We start from the raw sequence: 18991 nt of genomic DNA on the forward strand, positions 1-18991 counted from the left end.
TCCTCCATCGACGAGGAGGCTTCCTCGGCGGCCGAGGCCTGTTCGCTCGCACCCTGCGCGATCTGCTCGGAGGCCGCGGAGAGCTGCTGAGAACCCGAGGAGACGTTGTCGGAGGCCGACATCGCGTCCTTCACCACGGCACGCAGCCGTTCGACCATGCGTTCCAGGGCCTGACCGAGCGTGTCCTTGTCGGAGAGCGGCGTCGGCTTGACCATCAGGTTGCCCTCGGCGATCTCGGTGGCGATGTCGGCGGTCGCCGACAGGTTGGCGGTCATCCGCTCCATGGCCGAGATCAGGTCCTTGATCTCGTCGTTGGACTTGTGGGTCACCTGCTTGGAGAGATCGCCGATGGCGACGGCTTCGGCGAGTTCGATGCCGCGCTTCAGGCCGTTGGAGATCGACAGCGACATCCACAGGGCGACGCCGACGGCGAAGAGGAAGACGAGACCGGTGGCGGCCAGCAGCTGGAGTCGGGTGTCCTCGTAGCTCGCCTCGGCGTTTTCGGTCGCCTTCTGCATGAAGCGCTTCTGAAGCTCGACGAGCTTGACGATGGCGGTGTCCATCTCGCCGGCGACGGTGCGGATATCGCCGTTGGAGAGGTCGGTCGCCGTCCTGACGTCACCGGTCGCCTGGATGTCGGGCAGCTTGCGCGAGTTGACGGCGAAGGTCTCCGCGGTCTTGCGCAGCGTTTCCCAATAGGGCTTGCCCTCCTGACTGGCGGCCTGCCAGCCCTTGTCGGCGAGATCGAGCACCTTGGCGATCTGCTCGTCGGAGGCCTTGTAGTACTTCCTGGCGGTCGTGATGTCGGTCGACAGCAGGGCGTTCTTCTGGGCGCGCACGGCCTCGGAGGCGGCACGGGACGCCGTCAGGGCATATTCCAGACGCTGCGCCGGTCCTCGAACGAGGTCGCTCAGCATCGTGTTGATCTTCGACAGGTTCACGACGCTGATGGTGGCGATGCCCGCCAGCATGAGCACGATCAACCCGAAGGCGAGTGCCAGTTTGAGCTTGATGGTGAAACGCATCGCTCATTCCTTTCTGGAAGTCGGTCGAGCCGTTCTGGCTCGGGGCGAATGGTCGAAAATGGGATCTGTGGCTCGGGTCAGGCTTCGACGACCGGGGCGCGGTCCTTGGCGAAGATCGCCGCCATGTCGGGGAAGATCACGACGGAGCCGCCGTGCTTGACGAGGCTGAGGATCAGATCCTCGGGCCATTTCATGCCGACGCGGGGCGGCGGTTCGCCGTCTTCGCGGTGCAGGGTGGAGACCTCGTTGACCCGGTCGGTCCTCAGACCGACCAGCGTCGGGGTGCCGTCGAGGTCGATCTCGACCACGACGATGCGGCTGTCGATGGTCGGGTCGGCGATCGGCATGCCGAAGGCGAGGCGGATGTCGGCCAGCGGAATGACCTTGCCGCGGAAGTTGATCACCGCGCCGACGAAGGGGCGGGCGCCGGGGACGACGGTCTCGGGCAGGAGATCGAGGATCTCCCGGACGATCGCCGCCTCGAGGGCGAAGGTCTCGCCGCCGACGTCGAAGGTGAGGGCTTCCATGTCGCCGTCGTCGTTCCACGGCGGTGCGAGGGTGGACGTGCGGTGTTCGTTGCTCATGCGGTGGCTCGCAGCTGCGCCTCCTGGCTCCGTCCCGTCGCCACCAGGTTGGCGACGTCGAGAATGAGGGCCACGCCGCCATCGCCGAGGATCGTCGCGCCGGCGAAGGTCTCGACGTCCTCGTGCAGCTTCGACATGGATTTGATGACCGTCTGGTGGTCGCCGACGATCTGGTCGACGACCAGACCGACGCGTTCGGAGCCGGTCGAGACCACCACGATCTTCTGGTAGGGATCGGGGCGGGTGCCGGTCGCGAAGATCTCGCGCAGGCGGATGAAGGGCACAAGCCGGCCGCGCAGGTTGATGAAGCTGCGACCGCGCGAGCGCATGTCCTCCTCGAGCGACAGTTCGAGGCATTCCTCGACCGCCGGCAGCGGGATGACGTAGCGCCCGGTGCCGACCCGCACGAGCAGGCCGTCGATGATCGCCAGCGTCAACGGGATGCGCAGCGCCACCGTGGTGCCGACGCCCAGCGCGCTCTTGATGTCGATCGTGCCGTGCAGGCCTTCGATGGTCTTCTTGACCACGTCCATGCCGACGCCGCGCCCGGAGAGGTTGGTGACGGTGGTGGCGGTGGAGAAGCCCGGCTGCAAGATCAGCTGGTAGATTTCGGAATCGGTCAGCGCCGCGCCGGGGGTGACCAGACCCTGGCTCTCGGCCTTGGCGCGCACCCGTTCGCGGTCGATGCCGCGGCCGTCGTCGGCGATCGTCACGATCACCTCGCCTCCGGCCTGTTGCGCCGAGAGGGTGATGTGGCCGGCCGCCGGCTTGCCGGTCGCCACGCGGGCGTCGTGGTCCTCGAGCCCGTGGTCGGCGGCGTTGCGCACCAGATGGACCAGCGGATCGGCGAGACGCTCGATCACCGTCTTGTCCATCTCGGTGGTCTCGCCCTCCGTCTGCAGCACGATCTCCTTGCCGGTGTCGCGCTGGAGGTCGTGGACGAGGCGGCGGAAGCGGTCGAAGAGGGTTCCGACCGGCACCATGCGCAGCACCATCATGGTGGTGCGCAGTTCGGCGCAGAGCCGTTCCATCTCCTCGCTGACGGCGCGCAGCTGGACGTCGATGCTGCCGGCGGCGATCTGGGAGAGCCGCGACTGGGCGATCACCAGTTCGCCGACCCGGTCCATCAGTTCGTCGAGGCGTTCGGCGGGCACGCGGACGCTCTCGGTCTTGCGGCGCGCCTTGGCCTCGCTCGTCTCGTTGCGCGGCGCCGCCGCCGCGGACGCGACCTCGGCGGGGTGGGCGGCGGTCTCGACGGTCGCCGGAGCCTCGGTCGCGGCGACGATCGGGGCGGGGGGCGGCGCGGCGGCGATCGTCACGGTGGCGGCCACGGGGGCGACCGGGACCGTCGGGGCGTTCGGGGCGTTCGGGGCGGCGACCGGGCCGAGGTCGTCGAGGTCGAGCGTCATGTCGTCCATGACGAAGATGAAGACGTCCTCGATGTCGCCGCGACCGTGGCTCGTCTCGAGCACGACGGTCCAGGTCAGGTGCAACTCGGTCGGGTCGAGCCGGTCGAGCGAGGGGATCGAGCTCGTGTCGGCGGTGACCTCGCAGGGCCCCATGTCGCGCAGTTCGTCGAGCAGAGTCAGCGGGTTGGTGCCGTTGCGCAGGGTGCCCGTCGGCAGTGCGAAGCGCAGGCGCCAGCGGTGCGGGGGGCCGGCCTCGGCCGCGACGACCGGAGCGGGTGCGGGCGGTGCGGCCGGTGCGGCGGCGGCGGGTGTCGCCGGCGTGTCGGTCTCGATCGCCTCGCGCAGGCGGTCGAGCAGCATGGCGCCGACGCCGGCGTGATCGCCGTCGGGGTCTTCGACCAGCGCGCGCATGTGGTCGCGGGCGGCGAGGACGGCGGCGACGAGCTCGACGCTCGCCGGCGCGTGACCCTTGCGGACGGCGTCGAAGGCGGTCTCGCAATGGTGGGTGAAGGCGGCGAGGGCGTCGAAGCCGAACATCGCGCCCGAGCCCTTCAGCGTGTGCAGGCCGCGGAACACGGCGTCGATCAACGAACGGTCGTCGAGCCGATGCTCGAGGTCGAGCAGGCCCTGCTCGATCTGCTCGAGCAGTTCGGCGGCCTCCGTGCGGAAGATGTCGAGAGGATCGGCTCTGCTCATCGGCCCAGCACCCTGTTCACGAGTTTGACCATCTGTGCCGGTTCGAAGGGCTTGGTCAGCCAGGCCGTCGCACCGGCGGCCTTGGCGCGGCTCTTCAGAGCGGCGTCGGATTCGGTCGTCAGGAAGAGGATCGGCACGCCGACGCAGTTGGGCAGGCGGCGGATCTCCTCGATCATCTTCAGGCCGTCCATGTTCGGCATGTTGAGATCGGTGACGATCGCGTCGAAGCGCCGGGCGCGCGCCTTGGCGAGCCCGTCGAGCCCGTCGACGGCCTCGGTGACGGTGTAGCCGGCGTCGGAGAGCGCCAGCCGGGTTGTCATGCGGACGGACGCCGAGTCGTCCACGGTCAGAATGTGTGCAGTCATGCCGCGACCTCTTCGTGGAACCAGAAACGAGCCGAGCCGTGCGCACCGGCGGTCGCCAGACCGCTCCGTTCGAGGATGGTGCGGACGTTGGCGCCGACCGGGCGGGCGAGGAGGAGGGTCTTGCCGCTCTCCTCGGCATAGCGACGGGCGGATTCGATCAGCTGCACGAAGCTGAGATCGACTTGCGCGTCGTCGTCGATGTCGAGACACAGACGATTGGCGCCGGCGAATGCCTGGAGCAGCTGTTGATGTATTTCTGATATCTCTCGGATGGTGAATCTCGGAATTTCCGAGTCCTTGTCGAGCTCCGCTGCTGTCGATTGCATTTGGAATGCCCTCCAAAATTCGATCGTCGAATTATTTCAGTCATGAGTTAATTCGACGTAAACCAACGATTGCATTGCGATTTTGTATTATTACTAGTCTGGTGCTTTTACAGCAGGAAGTCGTCGAGGTCTTCGGACGCGGGCGGCGGCGGTTCCGCTCGGCGCGCGGCGTCTTCGGTGGGACTTCCGATCCCCAGCACGGCGGCGTGGATCTCGCGCTCGCCGGCCATGGTGTAGTGTTTCGCCATCTCCTCGCAGAAGGTCCGGACGAAGTCGGCGTCGCGGCCTTCGCCGTTCCAGTGGGCGGAACGGTCGTTGCGCAGCAGGCGATCGCATTCGGCCAGGCGGTCGCCGAGCGCGGCGTCGAAATCGAGTTCGCGGGCGATGGTGGCGATGCGGCCGACGACGGTCTCGCCGCGCGCGGCGATGATCGCGACGTTGTCGCGGCTGGCGTCGTTGACGCGGTGGAGGGCGGCGAGGACGCCCGCGAGATCGGCGGCGAGATCGGTCGACGTCGTCTCGGTGGAGGTGCCGTCGCGGGTCATCCGGCGGAGGTCGGCGAGGCGCTGGAGCACCGCTTCGGCGACGGTGCCGAGGCGCTCGCCGGAGACGCTCATCTCGGTGGCGATCACGCCGACGGCGCGACCGGCCACGCCCAGGCGCGAGCACTTGAGATAGGCGTTGATCGCCAGACAGCGGATGTCGTCACGGACGCTCCGCAGATTGCCGATGCTGCCGGCGTTGTCGAGCAGTTCGGCGGCGAGGTGATTGGTCTCCTCGCGGGCCCGTTCGGCGCGATGCTGGGCGTCGTCGATCGAGGAGGCGAGGGCGACGGCGGCCTCGATGCCGTGTTCGAGCACCCGCATCGGATCTTCTTCCGCCTGCTCGGTGCGGAACATCGCAGCGGCGAGATCGACCACCCCGGCGGCGTCGCGGCCGAGGCCGTCGATGGTCTCGACGATGCGCCGGGTCTGGGCGACGAAGTCGCGGTTGAGGGCGGTCAGTTGGGCGGCGAAGAGCGCCAGCGCGGCGTTGCGCAGCGCCTCGCGGTCGGCGCCGTCGAGGCCGGCTCGATCGACCATGTGGAGCCCATCGCGAACATGCTCGATGCGCTGACGGGTGACGTCGCCGATCTGCAGCGCCGAGAGCACCGTGGCGACGCGGCCGCGGACGTTGCGCACCAGGTCGGCGGTCCGCTCGGCGGCGGTGGCGAGATCGTGGCGGCGGCGGTCGATCACCCGCGTGGCGCCGACGAGCGCTTCGGAGACGCGAGGGGCGTCGCGATGGACGAGGCCGATGGCGCGGTCGCTCTCCGCGCCGGCCTGGCCGAGCCGATCGTTGATCGCGTCGACCTGGGCCGAGAAGCGTGCGACCTCGGCGGCGGCATTGGCGGCATAGCCGGCGATGTCGTCGGCGAAGCCGCGGAACTCGTCGCGACCGGCGCCGGTGATGCGCGTCGCGGTGGCGCAGGTGCCGATGTAGGTGAGGACGCCTCGCATCTCTGCGAGCAGGGCGGGAATGGCGGCGCCGGCCCGCGAGACGGCCTCGAAGGCGGAACGGTCGACGTCGCCGTCGGCGCGTTGCCGGAGCCGGGCCATCGTGGCGGTCAGGACGTCGGTGGCACGGCGCGCATCGTCGTCGGCGAGCGCGTTGACGACCGCCTCGGTGGCGCCGAGCACCTCGGTGACGCTCTCCTGCGCCTCGACCAGGGCCGCGCCGCCGGCGAGGAAGCGGGCTTCGATCTCTTCGCGGGCCCGCTCGAGCCGATCGAGCAGGCTCGCGAAGAGAATGTCGTCGGAGGCTCCGACCGGGTTGCCGCCGGCGGTCCGTGTCGCGAGGGCGGTGGTCATCGGGATGCGCGCCTCCCCAGAGCGAAGACGACGGCGGCCGGCTCGTCGGCGGCTTCGCGCGACGGCGGTTCGACGGCGGGCGGGAGGTCCGCCGGTTCGTCACGGAGACGCGTCATGATTTCCTCGATGTCGGGAAGCAGGCGGATGAAGGCTTCGACGCAGGCGGGATCGAAGTGGCGTCCGGTGCCGCGCAGGATCTCGCTCACGGCGGCCTCGCGCGGCCAGGCGGGCTTGTAGGGGCGCTTCGAGCAGAGGGCGTCGAAGACGTCGGCGACGGCGACGATGCGGGCCTCGAGCGGGATCGTCTCGCCGACGAGGCCGTCGGGATAGCCCGAGCCGTCCCACTTCTCGTGGTGGTGACGGGCGATGTTGGCGGCGACCTGCAGCAGTTCCGACGATCCGCCCTGGAGGATGCGGTTGCCGTGTTCGACGTGGCGGCGCATCTCGACCAGTTCGTCGTCGTCGAGGCGGCCGGGCTTGCGCAGGATGCTGTCGGTGACGCCGATCTTGCCGACGTCGTGCAGCGGCGCGGCGAGATAGACCATGTGGCACCAGTGTTCGTCGTGGCCGAGACCGCGCGCCAGAGCCCGGCTGATCTCGGCGACCCGCGAGATGTGGTGGCCGGTGTCGTCGTCGCGCATCTCCATGGCGCGGGCGAGACGCCAGATCATTTCCTCCTCGCGCCGGGCGACGGTCTGGATCGCCCGTTTGACGGTGCCGTTCAGTTCCTCGGCCCAGCAGCTCAGACGGACCTGCGCCCGCCTCAGGGAAAGGAGGTTGGAGACACGGGCCTGGAGCTCGAGCCGGTCGAAGGGCTTGGTCAGGAAGTCGGTGGCGCCGGCCGAGAGGGCCTCGACGCGGACCTCCCGCTCGAGCTTGGAGGTGACCATGACGATCGGGACGTTGCGATAGCTCTCCTGCGCCCGCAGCGTGCGGACGAGCGAGATCCCGTCGACGCCGGGCATCAGGTAGTCGACGACGAGCGTGTCATACTGTGTCTTGCGACACATTTCTTCGACCAGACGGCTGTCGAGGCTGGTGTCGATATCGATTCCGGGCAGACCCCGCAGCGCTTCGACCATGAGCGAAAGAAGCGAAGGGCTGTCGTCAACGACGAGAATACGCGCCGCACTTTCGTCTCGGAAGCACCATGTGGCCGGTTCTCTTGTCATTAGATCTCCCTCTTCGCCAGTTTCAGTCTCGCAATCGAAAACACGAATTCCTCGACAGAACCTCGAGTTCGTCTCGGTCTCCATTTTTGGGCGTGCTTTTTGCGTGACGCTGCGGAACTCGACTACCGAGCCCGCGGCGTTTTCCATGAAACGTTGCAGTCACCATGTTTTCGTCCAGAGGATTAATTTCCAGTTAAACTGAGAACGTATTCATTTACGCTACGACACATTATCTACGCAAAAACATGGATTTCGGGCGTCATGGGTGAGTTTTTGAAATGAATATACGTGAAGTGTGCTTCTCGTCTTTGGTGAATATTGAAGTCGAGGCCTTGGAGCAACTGCGCTGCCGTAAGGTCGAACCGGTGGCGCCATCGATGGCGCGGTGAATCGAGTCGATGCGAAATGCAAAAGTCATCGAGTCGTTTCTCGAGTTTCGGTTGAGCTTTCATCGAGTCAGGTTGTCGTGAAATGCTTCCGGCCGGGCATGTGGAGGCCGCGACGTTGAATGTGGCGGGCGTGTTCATCGAGTCCGGGCGTGCCTGACATCGAGTCGCCACGAAACCGATCGCCGTGGGCGTCGGACGGCGATCGGAGGGCCGGCGCGTTGTCGCAGGGTGATCTCGGGTCCGAAAGAAACGAGCCCCTCGACCGGGGGCCGAGGGGTTCGCATGTTTCGCCGTGGATCCGGGCGTCAGGGCGCCATGTCGAAGAGCAGGACTTCGGCGTCGGCGATCCCTTCGAGGGTGATCGTGCCGCCCGCGCCGATCGCCAGTCCGTCGCCTTCGCGCAGGCTCTCGCCCGCCACGATCGCCTCGCCGCGGGCGATCTGCACCCAGGCGATGCGGCCGGAGGCGAGATCGTGCGAGACGGCCTCGCCGGCGTCGAGCAGCGTCGCATAGAGCGCGACGTCGGCATGGATCGTGACCGAGCCGTCGCGGCCGTCGTTCGAGGCGACCAGGCGCAGGCGACCGCGCTTCTCCTCCGGCTCGAAGCGGATCTGCTCGTAGCCCGGGGCGAGGCCCTGGGCGTCCGGCAGGATCCAGATCTGGAGGAAATGGACCGGATCGGTTGCCGAGGCGTTGAACTCGGAGTGCCGGATGCCGGTGCCCGCCGTCATGCGTTGGACGTCGCCGGGGCGGATCACCGAGCCGGTGCCGAGGCTGTCGCGATGCTGCAGTCCGCCGTCGAGGACATAGGAAACGATCTCCATGTCGCGATGGGGATGGGTCGGGAAGCCGCCGCCGGGGGCGACGCGATCGTCGTTGATCACCCGGAGCGGGCCGAAGCCCATGTGGCGGGGATCCCAATATTCACCGAAGGAGAAGGTGTGGCGGCTGTCGAGCCAGCCGAAGTCGGCCCGGCCACGCTCTTCCGCTGCTCTGAGAGTGATGGTCATGTCGCTGTCTCCTCGCGCGGTCGAAGGACCGCGCCTGTCGAGGACGAAGATGGGTCATCGCCGTTCGTGGAACAATTCGGCGGTCGGTCGACGAATTGATCGACGAACGGAGACGATGCGCCCCGGACGACCTGCGTCGGCGGCGCCGTCGCGATCGCCGGAGGGGATCGGCGGGGTGGCGGTACGAGCGTCCGACCCATCTTTCGTAGAGTGCCGTCTTCGCGCCGCAAATTCGCCGAGTGTCGCGTGTTCACATCATCTCACGCGGATCTTTTCGCATGTTTCGGGCGCTGGAAGATCCGATGGGAGGAGAACACGATGACTGCGACGCGACGTGACGTGATGGCCTGGGCTCTCGCCGCACTGCCGGTATCGGTGGTGGGCGCATGGCCCGAGGCGGCGCGGGCCGCGGAGCCGCCGAAGACCGACGGGCGCGGCGTCCGATTCGAGCCGCACGTCCTGCGCGGTCGCGCCCGCGCGATGGCGGAAAAGCCCTTCGTGCCGCCGCAGACGACGCTGCCCAAGGGGTTCGAGGATCTGAGCTACGACCGCTATCGCGCCATCGCCTTCCGCCCCGAGGACGCGTTCCTGCGCGAGGGGCCGGGGCCGTTCCGCATCGAATGGATGCCGCGCGGCTTCCTCTATCGCGACCAGATCGAGTTCAACGCGGTCGACGACGTCCAGTCGCTGAAGATCGCGCAGACCGACGCCTGTTTCACCTTCCCGGCGGACGTGCCGGCACCCAAGGACGGCGCGGTGCTCGGTTGGTCCGGCTTCCGCGTCAAGGCGCCGATCAACCGGCCGGACGTGGCCGAGGAGTTCGTCGTCTTCCAGGGCGCGAGCTATTTCCGCGGCGTGGGGCGCGGCAACATCTACGGCACCTCGGCGCGCGGCCTGTCGATCGCCACCGCCGATCCCAAGGGCGAGGAATTCCCGCTCTTCCGCGAATTCTGGATCGAGAAGCCGCAGGCCCAGGGCAGTCTGCTGGTGGTGCATGCGCTGCTCGACGGTCCGAGCGTGACCGGTGCCTTCCGCATCACCATCGTGCCGGGCGAGACCACGACCACCACCGTCGAGGCGGCGCTCTATCCGCGCGTCGATCTCGACAAGGTCGGCATCGGCAATCTCACCAGCATGTTCCTCTTCGCGCCGAACGACCGGAAGGGCTTCGACGACTTCCGTCCGGCGGTGCGCGATGCCGAGGGTCTCGCCTTCCTGACCGCGGCGGGCGAGCGCTGCTGGCGGCCGCTGACCAATCCGCAGACGCTGCAGATGTCGGTCTTCGCCGACACCAACCTGCGCGGCTTCGGGCTGATGCAGCGCCAGCGCTCGTTCTTCGAATACCAGGACATGGAGGCGGCCTACGAGAAGCGGCCGAGCGCCTGGGTCGAACCGCTCGGCGACTGGGGCGGCGGCAAGGTCATCCTGGTCGAGATCCCGACCAAGGAGGAGATCCACGACAACATCGTCGCCTTCTGGCGCCCGGACGAGCCGCTGCGCAAGGGCGGGGAGTATCTCTATTCCTATCGCATCCACTGGGGCATGGACGGGCCGGTGAAGAGCGAACTGGCGTCCGTCGCGGCGACGCTCGAGGGCGGCGGCGACGAGGAGCGCCTGTTCATCGTCGACTTCGTCGGATCCGGCATCGAGGCGGCCAAGCCCGGCGAGCTCAAGGCGGAGATCACGTGCCGTCCGGGCGAGGTCGTGGAGCCGGTGATCGAGCCCAACCCGCACGTCAAGGGCCAGCGCCTCGCCTTCCGTATCCGGGTCGGGGCCGAACCCTTCGTCGAGATCCGCGCGCGGCTGCTGCGCGGCACCGATCCCGCCACCGAGACCTGGCTCTATCGCTGGAGCCGCGCCGAGTGAGGCGATGACACCGGCGACGGATGACAGTTGCCGCGTCGTCCCGTCGGACGACCGCCCGATCTTCCCGTGACCACCGCCGCCATCCGATCGTCAATGCCCGTGGCAGGTCGAACCTCCACCTGCCACGGGCAGCGGCGGTGTCGACGGTCGCGGGCTTCGGCCCCGGCAGACGGCGTTCGATCTGTCGATCCACACCCATCCGCACGGCCCGTCGATCGGACGCCACGCCGATCGAGCGCCCTTCCGTGCCGCCCCCCGGCGTGATGCAGCGGGCGGCAGATCGATCTCGTGCGCCCACATTTTGAGCATGCTCGTATTTCCGTCTCACTGAAATTCTTGAGGAATCCGTCTGGCCCGCCGCTTGCTTGAAAGACAGGACTTGTATGCAAGGTGGGTCGACCAGCGCATGGCGAACGACGGACGGATCGACGAGGCCATTCTCGAGGCCATTCTGGCCGGGCGGCTGGAGCCGGGAACCCGGCTCGGCGAGGTCCGTCTCGGCGAGATCTTCGGCGTCTCCCGCACCCGGGTGCGCGAAGCGCTGATGAAGCTCGAGACGCGCGGCATCGTCCGCGTGAACTCGCGCCGCGGCTGGTTCGTCGTCGAACCCTCGGCCGAGGAGGCGCGCGCCGCCTTCCAGGCCCGCCGCGTGGTCGAGACCGGGCTGATCCTGTCGATGCGTGGGCTCGATCCGGCCCATGCCGCCCATCTCAGGGCCCATCTCGTCGAGGAGGAACAGACGATCGTCGGCGGCGACGTCGGCTCGCGCACCTGTTCGCTCGGCGACTTCCACATCCATCTCGCGGAGGCCGCCGGCAATCCGCTGCTGGTCGACATCCTGCGCGATCTGACGGCGCGCACCACGCTGGTCTCGATGCTCTACCAGTCGACCGAGGAGGCCGCCGCCTCCCATGCCGATCACACCGCGATCTTCGCCGCCCTCGAGGCCGGCGACTTCCCGGAAGCCGCGCGACTGATGGTCGGCCACATCGACGACGTCGAGGACGGGCTCGACCTCTCCGTCCGCCGCATCCGCCCCGACGATCTGCGCGCGCTCCTCGTCACCGACGGGCCGTCGCCGCGTCACCGCCTCTCCTGAACTGCCGCCTTCACGTCGAAAGGATCCATCGCATGCTGCGTCGTCACTTCCTCTCCGCTTCCGCCTTCCTCCTCGCCGCCGCGGTTCTCGGTGGCGAGGCGCGCGCCGATGCGCTCGCCGACATCACGGCGCGCGGCACCGTGCGCATCGCCGTGCCGCAGGACTTCCCGCCCTTCGGCAGCGTCGGTGCCGACATGGCGCCGGTCGGCTACGACGTCGACACCGCCCGCCTGATCGCCGAGCGCCTCGGCGTCAAGGTCGAGATCGTGCCGGTGACCTCGGCCAACCGCATCCCCTATCTCCAGACCAACAAGGTCGATCTCGTCATTTCGAGCCTCGGCAAGAACGCCGAGCGCGAGAAGGTGATCGACTTCTCGGCCGCCTACGCGCCCTTCTTCAACGGCGTCTTCGGCCCGGCCGCGGCTGCCGTGACCAAGGCTGAAGACCTCGCCGGCAAGACGATCGGCGTCACCCGCGGCGCGGTCGAGGATCTGGAACTGACCAAGATCGCCCCCGAGAGCGCGACCATCAAGCGCTACGAGGACAACAACGGCACGATCTCGGCCTTCCTCTCCGGCCAGGTCGATCTGGTCGCCACCGGCAACGTCGTCGCCGCCGCCATCATCGCCAAGAACCCGCCGAAGAAGCCGGAGATCAAGTTCCTGATCAAGAACTCGCCCTGCTACATCGGCCTCTCCAAGAACGAGCCGGCGCTGCTCGCCAAGGTCGACGCGGTGATCGCCGCCGCCAAGGCCGACGGTTCGCTCGGCGCCATCGCCAAGAAGTGGCTCGGCGCGGATCTGCCGGCCGATCTCTGATCGTCGTGACGTCTGGGGGCGTCGCGAGCGCGGCGCCCCGTTCCTCCCGCCCGGCTCCGTCCGGGCGCCCATGCCGAGAAGGGGACGCCATGGGATCTCGTTTCGATTTCGCCTGGATCCCGGCCTACGCGCCGGTGATCGGCAAGGGCATCATGGTCACGGTCGAGCTCGCCGCCGTCGGCGCGGTCGTCGGCATCCTGCTCGGGATCTTCTGCGCCTGGGTGAGGGTCGCCGGGCCGAAATGGGCGCGGCCGGTGGTCGTCGCCTATGTCGAGCTGATCCGCAACACGCCGTTCCTGATCCAGCTCTTCTTCGTCTTCTTCGGCCTGCCGTCGCTGGGCCTGCGCCTCGGCGAACTCCAGGCGGCGAACCTCGCCATGGTGATCAATCTCGGCGCCTACGGCTGCGAGATCGTCCGCGCCGGCCTGATGGCGACGCCGCGCGGCCAGTGGGAGGCGGGCGCCAGCCTCGGCATGAGCCCGATCGAGACCTTCCGCCACGTGGTGCTGGTGCCGGCGCTGGAGAAGATCTGGCCGGCGCTCTCCTCGCAGGTGGTGATCGTCATGCTCGGTTCGGCGGTCGTCTCGCAGATCGCCGCCGAGGACCTGACGTTTGCCGCCAACTTCATCCAGTCGCGCACCTTCCGCGCCTTCGAGGCCTACATCCTGGCGACCGTCGTCTATCTGGCGCTCGCCGTGGCGCTGCGGCGGCTGATGGCGGGGATCGGCCGGCTGATCTTCCCGCGGAGGGCGGCGCGATGAGCGACTTCACCACCTGGGACATCCTGCGCAACCTGCTGCTCGCGGCGCGCTGGACCCTGCTCCTCTCCTTCGTCTCCTTCGTCGGCGGAGCGATCGTCGGCCTCGGCCTCGTCGGTCTCCGGATCGGCGGCGGCACCTTCGGCCGGCGCTTCGCCATCGGCTGGGTCGAGCTCTTTCAGGGCACGCCGCTCTTGATGCAGCTCTTCCTCGCCTTCTTCGGCCTCGGCCTCTTCGGCGTCGACGTGCCGGCCTGGCTCGCCGCCGGCGTCACGCTCGTCTGCTGGTCGGCGGCCTTCCTCGCCGAGATCTGGCGCGGCTGCGTCGAGGCGATCGCGCGCGGCCAGTGGGAGGCCTCCTCGGCGCTCGGCATGGGCTGGCTGCAGCAGATGCGCTGGGTGATCCTGCCCCAGGCGCTGCGCATCGCCGTGCCGCCGACCGTCGGCTTCTCGGTGCAGGTGGTGAAGGGCACCGCCGTCACCTCGATCATCGGCTTCGTCGAACTGTCGAAGGCGGGCACCGTGGTGACCAACGCCACCTTCATGCCCTTCACCGTCTACGGGTTCGTCGCCCTCATCTACTTCGTCATCTGCTGGACGCTGTCGACCTCGGCCCGCGTTCTGGAAAGGAGGCTCGATGTCGCTCATCGCCATCACTGACGTGAAGAAACGCTTCGGCGACAACGAGGTGCTGAAGGGCATCGACCTCGACGTCGATCCCGGCGAGGTCATCGCCATCATCGGCAAGTCGGGCTCGGGCAAGTCGACGCTGCTGCGCTGCGTCAACGGTCTCGAGACCATCGACGACGGCTCGATCATGGTCGCCGGCGCCCAGCTGCTGCCCGACGAACTGCACCTGCGCGCGCTGCGGCTGAAGGTCGGAATGATCTTCCAGAACTTCAACCTGTTCCCGCATCTGACGGCGGGCCGCAACGTCATGCTGAGCCAGATGGTGGTCAGGAAGACGCCGGAGAAGGACGCCGAGGCGATGGCGCGCCGCATGCTCGAGCGGGTCGGCCTCGGCCACAAGTTCGACGCCTATCCCGACCAGCTCTCGGGTGGCCAGCAGCAGCGCGTGGCGATCGCCCGGGCGCTCGCGATGGAGCCGATGGCGCTGCTCTGCGACGAGATCACCTCGGCGCTCGACCCGGAACTGGTGTCGGAGGTGTTGGCGGTCGTCAAGGAACTCGCCGCCGAGGGCATGACGCTCCTGATGGTCACCCACGAGATGAAGTTCGCCCGCGACGTCTGCTCGCGCGTCGTCTTCATGCACCAGGGCCGCGTTCACGAGATCGGGCCGCCGGACGAGGTCTTCGGCGCACCGAAGACGCCGGAACTGCGCCAGTTCCTCGGCATGGTCGACCCCGACCGGGCGGCCTGAGAGGCGCCGTCGCGGACCGAAGGGACTCTTCCGCCCTCGCAGGCGGAAGAGCGATCGCGGATCGGCGCAGGAGGGCCAGCGCCTCGCGCGTCGCCGGTCGTCGGATGCCTATCGCGGTAGGGCACCGCGCAGGAACAGCGCGATGCAGCCCTCGAGGCGACGGCGTCGCGCCGCCGGCTCCTCCGCCTCGCCTGCGATCGGCGGCGGGCGGCTGGCTCCGAAGACCATGTCCATCAGAATGCGCGCGGCGAGATCGGCATCGTCGACGACGAGGTCGCCACGGTCGGATCGCCGTTGCAGCCACGCGGCGAGATCGAGGCGGGACTTCTCCGCACCGTGACGAAAGATCGTCTCGCCGAGTTCGGGGTGGGCGATCGTCTCGAACAGGGCCATCTCGAGCAGGGCGTGGCGCGCGCGGTCTTCCGCAGCGTCGATGTCGACGCGCACGATCACCCGCAGGGCATCGGCGACGGCGAGCTCGTCGACACCGTCGGGAAAGGCCAGCATCGAATGCCGGTGCGCCTCGACGACGGCGGCGAAGAGATCGCCCTTGTTGGCGAAGAAGCGGTAGAGCGTCGTCTTCGAGACGCGACCACGTGCCGCCACCTCGTCCATGGTGACTCGTCCGAAGCCGCGCTCGAGGAAGAGGCTGCGTCCGATCTCGACGATGTGGTCGCGCTGTTCGGCGTCCGGCGCCACTTTCGGCCGCCCGCGCGGTCGCCGCGGCGCATCCACGTCCATCACCTCCGGACCGTCGTCCGTCATTTCGACCCCTCCACGGCCTACCGCCGAACCGTCGCCGCTTGACGGCGACGCCATTTCCATGAATAAGAATACGATGTCGTATCAAAAAATACCAGCCGCCGTTCGTCGTCTCCATCCACCGTCGGGGTGGACGGATCGTCGGGCGGAAACCTACCGGAAACGACGGGCCGTGACCACGCCCGCGGTCGTTCCGGGCGGGGCGGCGCGCGACGCGTCGGGCGGTCCGTGGACAGGGCGACCGGTGGTGGTGCGTCTGTCGTCGCCTTCTCCAGGAGCCCCTGCATGACCCCTACGACCCGCACGACGATCGCCGGCCTCGGCATCGCCGGTCTCCTCGCCGGCCTGTGGTGGTGGCGTGGCGAGACGGCGCGCGATCCGCTGGCCGATCTGCTGGTCGCCGAGGCGACGATCGCCGACGTGCAGCAGACGGTGCAGGCGACCGGCACCCTGCGTCCCGTCCGCCTCGTCGCCGTCGGTGCCCAGGTGTCGGGGCGCATCACCTCGATGAAGGTGGCGATCGGCGACACGGTGAAGGCCGGCGACCTCGTCGCCACCATCGACAACGTCAGCCAGGAGAACGACCTGAAGAGCGCCGAAGCGGCGCTCGCCGACGTGCGTGCCCAGAAGCGCCAGAAGGAGGCGAGCCTCGTCTATGCCGAGGCGGTGCTCGAACGCGAGACCGCCACCTTCGCCAAGCAGGCGAGTTCGAAGGACGCGCTGGAGAGCGCACGGGCGACGGTCCTGACGACGCGCGCCCAGATCGACTCGCTCACCGCCCAGATCACCCAGGCCGAGGTGAAGGTCGACTCGGCCCGCGTCGATCTGGGACACACCCGCATCGTCGCGCCGATCGACGGCACCGTGCTCCTGGTGGTCACCCAGGAGGGCCAGACCGTCAATGCGGTGCAGTCGGCGCCGACCATCGTCGTGCTCGGCCGCATCGATCGCATGACCATCCGCGCCGAGATCTCGGAGGCCGACGCGCCCAAGGTGAAGCTCGGTCAACCGGTCTCCTTCTCGATCCTCGGCGACCTCGACCGGCGTTGGGAGGGCAGCCTCGAGGCGCTCGACCCCGCGCCGGATTCGCTGCGCTCCGACAGCCAGATCACCTCGTCGAGCACCTCGACCGCGTCGAGTTCGTCCTCGTCCTCGTCGTCGAGTTCCTCGGCGATCTACTATTACGGCCGCTTCGAGGTCCCCAATCCCGACGGCGTGCTGCGCACCTACATGACCGCCCAGGTCAAGGTGATCCTCGGCGAGGCCAAGGGCGTCGTCACCGTGCCGACCTCCGCCCTCTCCACCGCCGGCGCCGGCTCCGAGCGCACCGTCGAGGTGGTCGGTTCCGGCGGGGCGACCGAACGGCGCAAGGTCGTGGTCGGTCTCGACGACAAGGTCCGCGCCGAGATCCGCTCGGGGCTCGCCGCCGGCGAGAAGGTCGTCGTCGGCCGCCGCTCGACCGAGGCCAAGACCTCGGCGATGCCCGGCCCGCCCGGAGGGCTGTGACATGAACGACGTGCCGCTGATCTCGCTCACCGGTGTCGGCCGCGAGTATCCGGCCGGCGAAGGCTCCGTCGCGGTGCTCGCCGACGTCGATCTCGAGGTGCACGCCGGCGAGTTCGTGGCGATCATGGGCGCCTCGGGTTCCGGCAAGTCGACCCTGATGAACATCCTCGGCTGTCTCGATCGTCCTTCGCACGGCGACTATCGTTTCGAGGGTCGCTCCACCGCCGATCTCGATCCGGACGAACTCGCCGAGCTCAGGCGCGAGCATTTCGGCTTCATCTTCCAGCGCTATCATCTGCTGTCCGAACTCACGGCCCTCGGCAATACCGAGATCCCGGCGATCTACGCCGGCACACCCGGCGACGTGCGGCAGAAGCGGGCCGGTGCGCTGCTCGCCCGGCTCGGTCTCGCCGACCGCGTCGGCCACCGACCCGGCCAGCTCTCCGGCGGCCAGCAGCAGCGCGTCTCGATCGCTCGCGCCCTGATGAACGGTGCCGACGTGGTGCTCGCCGACGAGCCGACCGGCGCCCTCGATCGCCGCTCCGGCGAGGAGGTCCTGAAGATCCTCGCCGAGCTCAACGCCGAGGGCCACACCGTCATTCTCGTCACCCACGATGCCCAGGTGGCGCAGCGCGCTCGCCGCATCGTGGTGATCTCCGACGGCCACATCGTCTCGGACCAGCCGAACGAGGTCGCGCCGGTCGAGGGCGTGGCGGCGGCCTCCACCGGCGCGGGGCCGGGCGCGACGCCCGGCGGCGTCGGCGCCCTGCGTGCCCTCCTCGCCCGTTTCGAGGAATCCTTCCACATGGCGGTGCTCGCCATGCTCTCGCATCGGCTGCGGACCTTCCTCACCATGCTCGGCATCGTCATCGGCATCGCCTCGGTGGTCGCCATGGTGGCCCTCGGCGAGGGGTCGCGACAGAAGGTGCTCTCCAACATCTCGAGTCTCGGCACCAACACGCTGGAGATCTTTCCCGGCAAGGATTTCGGCGACGTGCGCTCGACCAAGATCAAGACCCTGGTTCTCGCCGACGCCGAGGCGCTCGCCCACGAGACCTGGGCCGCCGGCGTCACTCCGACCGTCTCGACCTCGACCACCCTGCGTCTCGGCGCGATCGAGGCGAGTGCGCAGGTCAACGGCGTCGGCCCCGACTATTTCCAGGTCAAGGCGACGAAGCTGAAGACCGGCCGCTTCTTCGACGCGGAGGCGGCGCGGACCATGTCGCAGGAGGTGGTGATCGACGAGAACACCGCCAAGACGCTGTTTCCCGATGCGAACGAGAACCCGATCGGCCGGGTGATCCTGGTCGGCAAGGTGCCCTGCACGGTGATCGGCGTCACCCAGAAGCAGCAGGGCTTCGGTTCGAGCGGCACGCTCTCGGTGTTCCTCGCCTATACGACGGTGCAGGTGCGCTTCCTCGGCGACACCTCGCTGCGCTCGATCCTCCTGCGCATCGCCGACACCGTCGACACCTCGCTGGCCGAAGAGGTCGCCACCACCTTCCTCACCCGCCGCCACGGCACCAAGGACTTCTTCATTCTCAACACCGACGACATCCGCCAGACCATCACCTCGACGACCTCGACGATGACCCTGCTGATCGCCGCGATCGCGGTGATCTCGCTCGTCGTCGGCGGCATCGGCGTGATGAACATCATGCTGGTGTCGGTGTCGGAGCGGGTGAAGGAGATCGGCGTGCGCATGGCGGTCGGCGCCCGGCGCTCCGACATCCTGCGGCAGTTCCTCACCGAGGCGGTGCTGGTCTGCCTGATCGGCGGCATCCTCGGCATCTTGGCCGCCTTCGGCGCCGGCTTCGTCTTCACGCTGCTCGGCTCGACCTACGTCTTCGTCTATTCGTCGACGACCATCCTCGCCGCCTTCGCCTGTTCCACCCTGATCGGTGTCGTCTTCGGCTGGCTGCCCGCCCATGGCGCGGCCCTGCTCGATCCCGTCGCCGCCCTCGCGCGAGACTGAG

The 18991-nt window shown here is 68.3% G+C and carries 17 protein-coding genes; 8 read left to right on the forward strand and 9 right to left on the reverse strand.

Annotated elements, in window-relative coordinates:
• The 8 genes from ACT541_RS16595 to ACT541_RS16630 all read right to left on the reverse strand — a co-directional run.
• Positions 1–1025, reverse strand: a 1025-nt coding sequence (locus ACT541_RS16595) for an MCP four helix bundle domain-containing protein (RefSeq protein WP_476138211.1), incomplete at its 3' end; no start/stop codon positions are given.
• 77 nt (positions 1026–1102) lie between these two features.
• Positions 1103–1609, reverse strand: a complete 507-nt coding sequence (locus ACT541_RS16600) for a chemotaxis protein CheW (RefSeq protein ID WP_476138212.1) — start codon at positions 1607–1609, stop codon at positions 1103–1105.
• Entirely contained in the window at positions 1606–3714 is a 2109-nt protein-coding gene (locus ACT541_RS16605; RefSeq protein WP_476138213.1) for a chemotaxis protein CheA, read from the reverse strand. The genes ACT541_RS16600 and ACT541_RS16605 overlap by 4 nt, the downstream gene beginning before the upstream one ends.
• Positions 3711–4079 (reverse strand): response regulator, encoded by a 369-nt coding sequence (locus ACT541_RS16610; RefSeq protein WP_476138214.1) that lies wholly within the window; start codon positions 4077–4079, stop codon positions 3711–3713. Before ACT541_RS16610 ends, ACT541_RS16605 begins: the two co-directional genes overlap by 4 nt.
• A complete protein-coding gene (locus ACT541_RS16615; protein WP_476138215.1) occupies positions 4076–4405 on the reverse strand; it encodes an STAS domain-containing protein in 330 nt (109 codons plus the stop codon). Before ACT541_RS16615 ends, ACT541_RS16610 begins: the two co-directional genes overlap by 4 nt.
• Before the next feature lie 107 nt (positions 4406–4512).
• Positions 4513–6255, reverse strand: a complete 1743-nt coding sequence (locus ACT541_RS16620; RefSeq protein WP_476138216.1) for a hypothetical protein — start codon at positions 6253–6255, stop codon at positions 4513–4515.
• On the reverse strand, positions 6252–7427 hold the full coding sequence (locus ACT541_RS16625; protein ID WP_476138217.1) for an HD domain-containing phosphohydrolase: 1176 nt from the start codon (positions 7425–7427) through the stop codon (positions 6252–6254). The genes ACT541_RS16620 and ACT541_RS16625 overlap by 4 nt, the downstream gene beginning before the upstream one ends.
• A 694-nt stretch (positions 7428–8121) precedes the next feature.
• On the reverse strand, positions 8122–8826 hold the full coding sequence (locus tag ACT541_RS16630; protein ID WP_476138218.1) for a pirin family protein: 705 nt from the start codon (positions 8824–8826) through the stop codon (positions 8122–8124).
• A gap of 318 nt (positions 8827–9144) precedes the next feature.
• Between ACT541_RS16630 and ACT541_RS16635 the strand changes: the two genes are divergently transcribed.
• The 6 genes from ACT541_RS16635 to ACT541_RS16660 all read left to right on the forward strand — a co-directional run bounded on the left by ACT541_RS16635 (position 9145) and on the right by ACT541_RS16660 (position 14747).
• Positions 9145–10692 carry an OpgD/OpgG family glucan biosynthesis protein gene (locus ACT541_RS16635; RefSeq protein WP_476138219.1) on the forward strand — a complete coding sequence of 516 codons (1548 nt, stop codon included), beginning with the start codon at positions 9145–9147 and terminating at the stop codon, positions 10690–10692.
• 406 nt (positions 10693–11098) lie between these two features.
• Entirely contained in the window at positions 11099–11791 is a 693-nt protein-coding gene (locus tag ACT541_RS16640) for a GntR family transcriptional regulator (protein ID WP_476138220.1), read from the forward strand.
• Positions 11792–11823: 32 nt separating this feature from the next.
• A complete protein-coding gene (locus ACT541_RS16645; RefSeq protein ID WP_476138221.1) occupies positions 11824–12609 on the forward strand; it encodes a transporter substrate-binding domain-containing protein in 786 nt (261 codons plus the stop codon).
• Positions 12610–12698: 89 nt separating this feature from the next.
• The gene (locus ACT541_RS16650) at positions 12699–13370 is read left to right on the forward strand and encodes an amino acid ABC transporter permease (RefSeq protein WP_476138222.1); all 672 of its coding nucleotides are present in this window, start codon (positions 12699–12701) and stop codon (positions 13368–13370) included.
• Positions 13367–14026, forward strand: a complete 660-nt coding sequence (locus ACT541_RS16655; protein WP_476138223.1) for an amino acid ABC transporter permease — start codon at positions 13367–13369, stop codon at positions 14024–14026. Before ACT541_RS16650 ends, ACT541_RS16655 begins: the two co-directional genes overlap by 4 nt.
• Positions 14004–14747 (forward strand): amino acid ABC transporter ATP-binding protein, encoded by a 744-nt coding sequence (locus tag ACT541_RS16660; RefSeq protein ID WP_476138224.1) that lies wholly within the window; start codon positions 14004–14006, stop codon positions 14745–14747. The genes ACT541_RS16655 and ACT541_RS16660 overlap by 23 nt, the downstream gene beginning before the upstream one ends.
• A 108-nt stretch (positions 14748–14855) precedes the next feature.
• Here ACT541_RS16660 and ACT541_RS16665 read toward each other — a convergent pair whose 3' ends face one another.
• Positions 14856–15512, reverse strand: coding sequence for a TetR/AcrR family transcriptional regulator (locus ACT541_RS16665; protein WP_476138225.1), 657 nt, complete (start codon positions 15510–15512; stop codon positions 14856–14858).
• Positions 15513–15794: 282 nt separating this feature from the next.
• Here ACT541_RS16665 and ACT541_RS16670 point away from each other — a divergent pair, with 282 nt between their 5' ends.
• On the forward strand, positions 15795–17015 hold the full coding sequence (locus ACT541_RS16670) for an efflux RND transporter periplasmic adaptor subunit (protein WP_476138226.1): 1221 nt from the start codon (positions 15795–15797) through the stop codon (positions 17013–17015).
• 1 nt (position 17016) lies between these two features.
• A complete protein-coding gene (locus tag ACT541_RS16675) occupies positions 17017–18990 on the forward strand; it encodes a MacB family efflux pump subunit (RefSeq protein WP_476138227.1) in 1974 nt (657 codons plus the stop codon).
• Position 18991 lies beyond the last annotated feature (1 nt).

The organism is Pinisolibacter sp. DMC100 (genome assembly GCF_056313705.1).

What these genes read in the sequence shown, in the direction of transcription:
- ACT541_RS16600 (WP_476138212.1), bottom strand. Translation starts at nt 1,609, where the DNA reads ATGAGCAACGAACACCGCACGTCCACCCTCGCACCGCCGTGGAACGAC.
- ACT541_RS16605 (WP_476138213.1), bottom strand. Translation starts at nt 3,714, where the DNA reads ATGAGCAGAGCCGATCCTCTCGACATCTTCCGCACGGAGGCCGCCGAA.
- ACT541_RS16610 (WP_476138214.1), bottom strand. Translation starts at nt 4,079, where the DNA reads ATGACTGCACACATTCTGACCGTGGACGACTCGGCGTCCGTCCGCATG.
- ACT541_RS16615 (WP_476138215.1), bottom strand. Translation starts at nt 4,405, where the DNA reads ATGCAATCGACAGCAGCGGAGCTCGACAAGGACTCGGAAATTCCGAGA.
- ACT541_RS16620 (WP_476138216.1), bottom strand. Translation starts at nt 6,255, where the DNA reads ATGACCACCGCCCTCGCGACACGGACCGCCGGCGGCAACCCGGTCGGA.
- ACT541_RS16625 (WP_476138217.1), bottom strand. Translation starts at nt 7,427, where the DNA reads ATGACAAGAGAACCGGCCACATGGTGCTTCCGAGACGAAAGTGCGGCG.
- ACT541_RS16630 (WP_476138218.1), bottom strand. Translation starts at nt 8,826, where the DNA reads ATGACCATCACTCTCAGAGCAGCGGAAGAGCGTGGCCGGGCCGACTTC.
- ACT541_RS16635 (WP_476138219.1), top strand. Translation starts at nt 9,145, where the DNA reads ATGACTGCGACGCGACGTGACGTGATGGCCTGGGCTCTCGCCGCACTG.
- ACT541_RS16640 (WP_476138220.1), top strand. Translation starts at nt 11,099, where the DNA reads ATGGCGAACGACGGACGGATCGACGAGGCCATTCTCGAGGCCATTCTG.
- ACT541_RS16645 (WP_476138221.1), top strand. Translation starts at nt 11,824, where the DNA reads ATGCTGCGTCGTCACTTCCTCTCCGCTTCCGCCTTCCTCCTCGCCGCC.
- ACT541_RS16650 (WP_476138222.1), top strand. Translation starts at nt 12,699, where the DNA reads ATGGGATCTCGTTTCGATTTCGCCTGGATCCCGGCCTACGCGCCGGTG.
- ACT541_RS16655 (WP_476138223.1), top strand. Translation starts at nt 13,367, where the DNA reads ATGAGCGACTTCACCACCTGGGACATCCTGCGCAACCTGCTGCTCGCG.
- ACT541_RS16660 (WP_476138224.1), top strand. Translation starts at nt 14,004, where the DNA reads ATGTCGCTCATCGCCATCACTGACGTGAAGAAACGCTTCGGCGACAAC.
- ACT541_RS16665 (WP_476138225.1), bottom strand. Translation starts at nt 15,512, where the DNA reads ATGACGGACGACGGTCCGGAGGTGATGGACGTGGATGCGCCGCGGCGA.
- ACT541_RS16670 (WP_476138226.1), top strand. Translation starts at nt 15,795, where the DNA reads ATGACCCCTACGACCCGCACGACGATCGCCGGCCTCGGCATCGCCGGT.
- ACT541_RS16675 (WP_476138227.1), top strand. Translation starts at nt 17,017, where the DNA reads ATGAACGACGTGCCGCTGATCTCGCTCACCGGTGTCGGCCGCGAGTAT.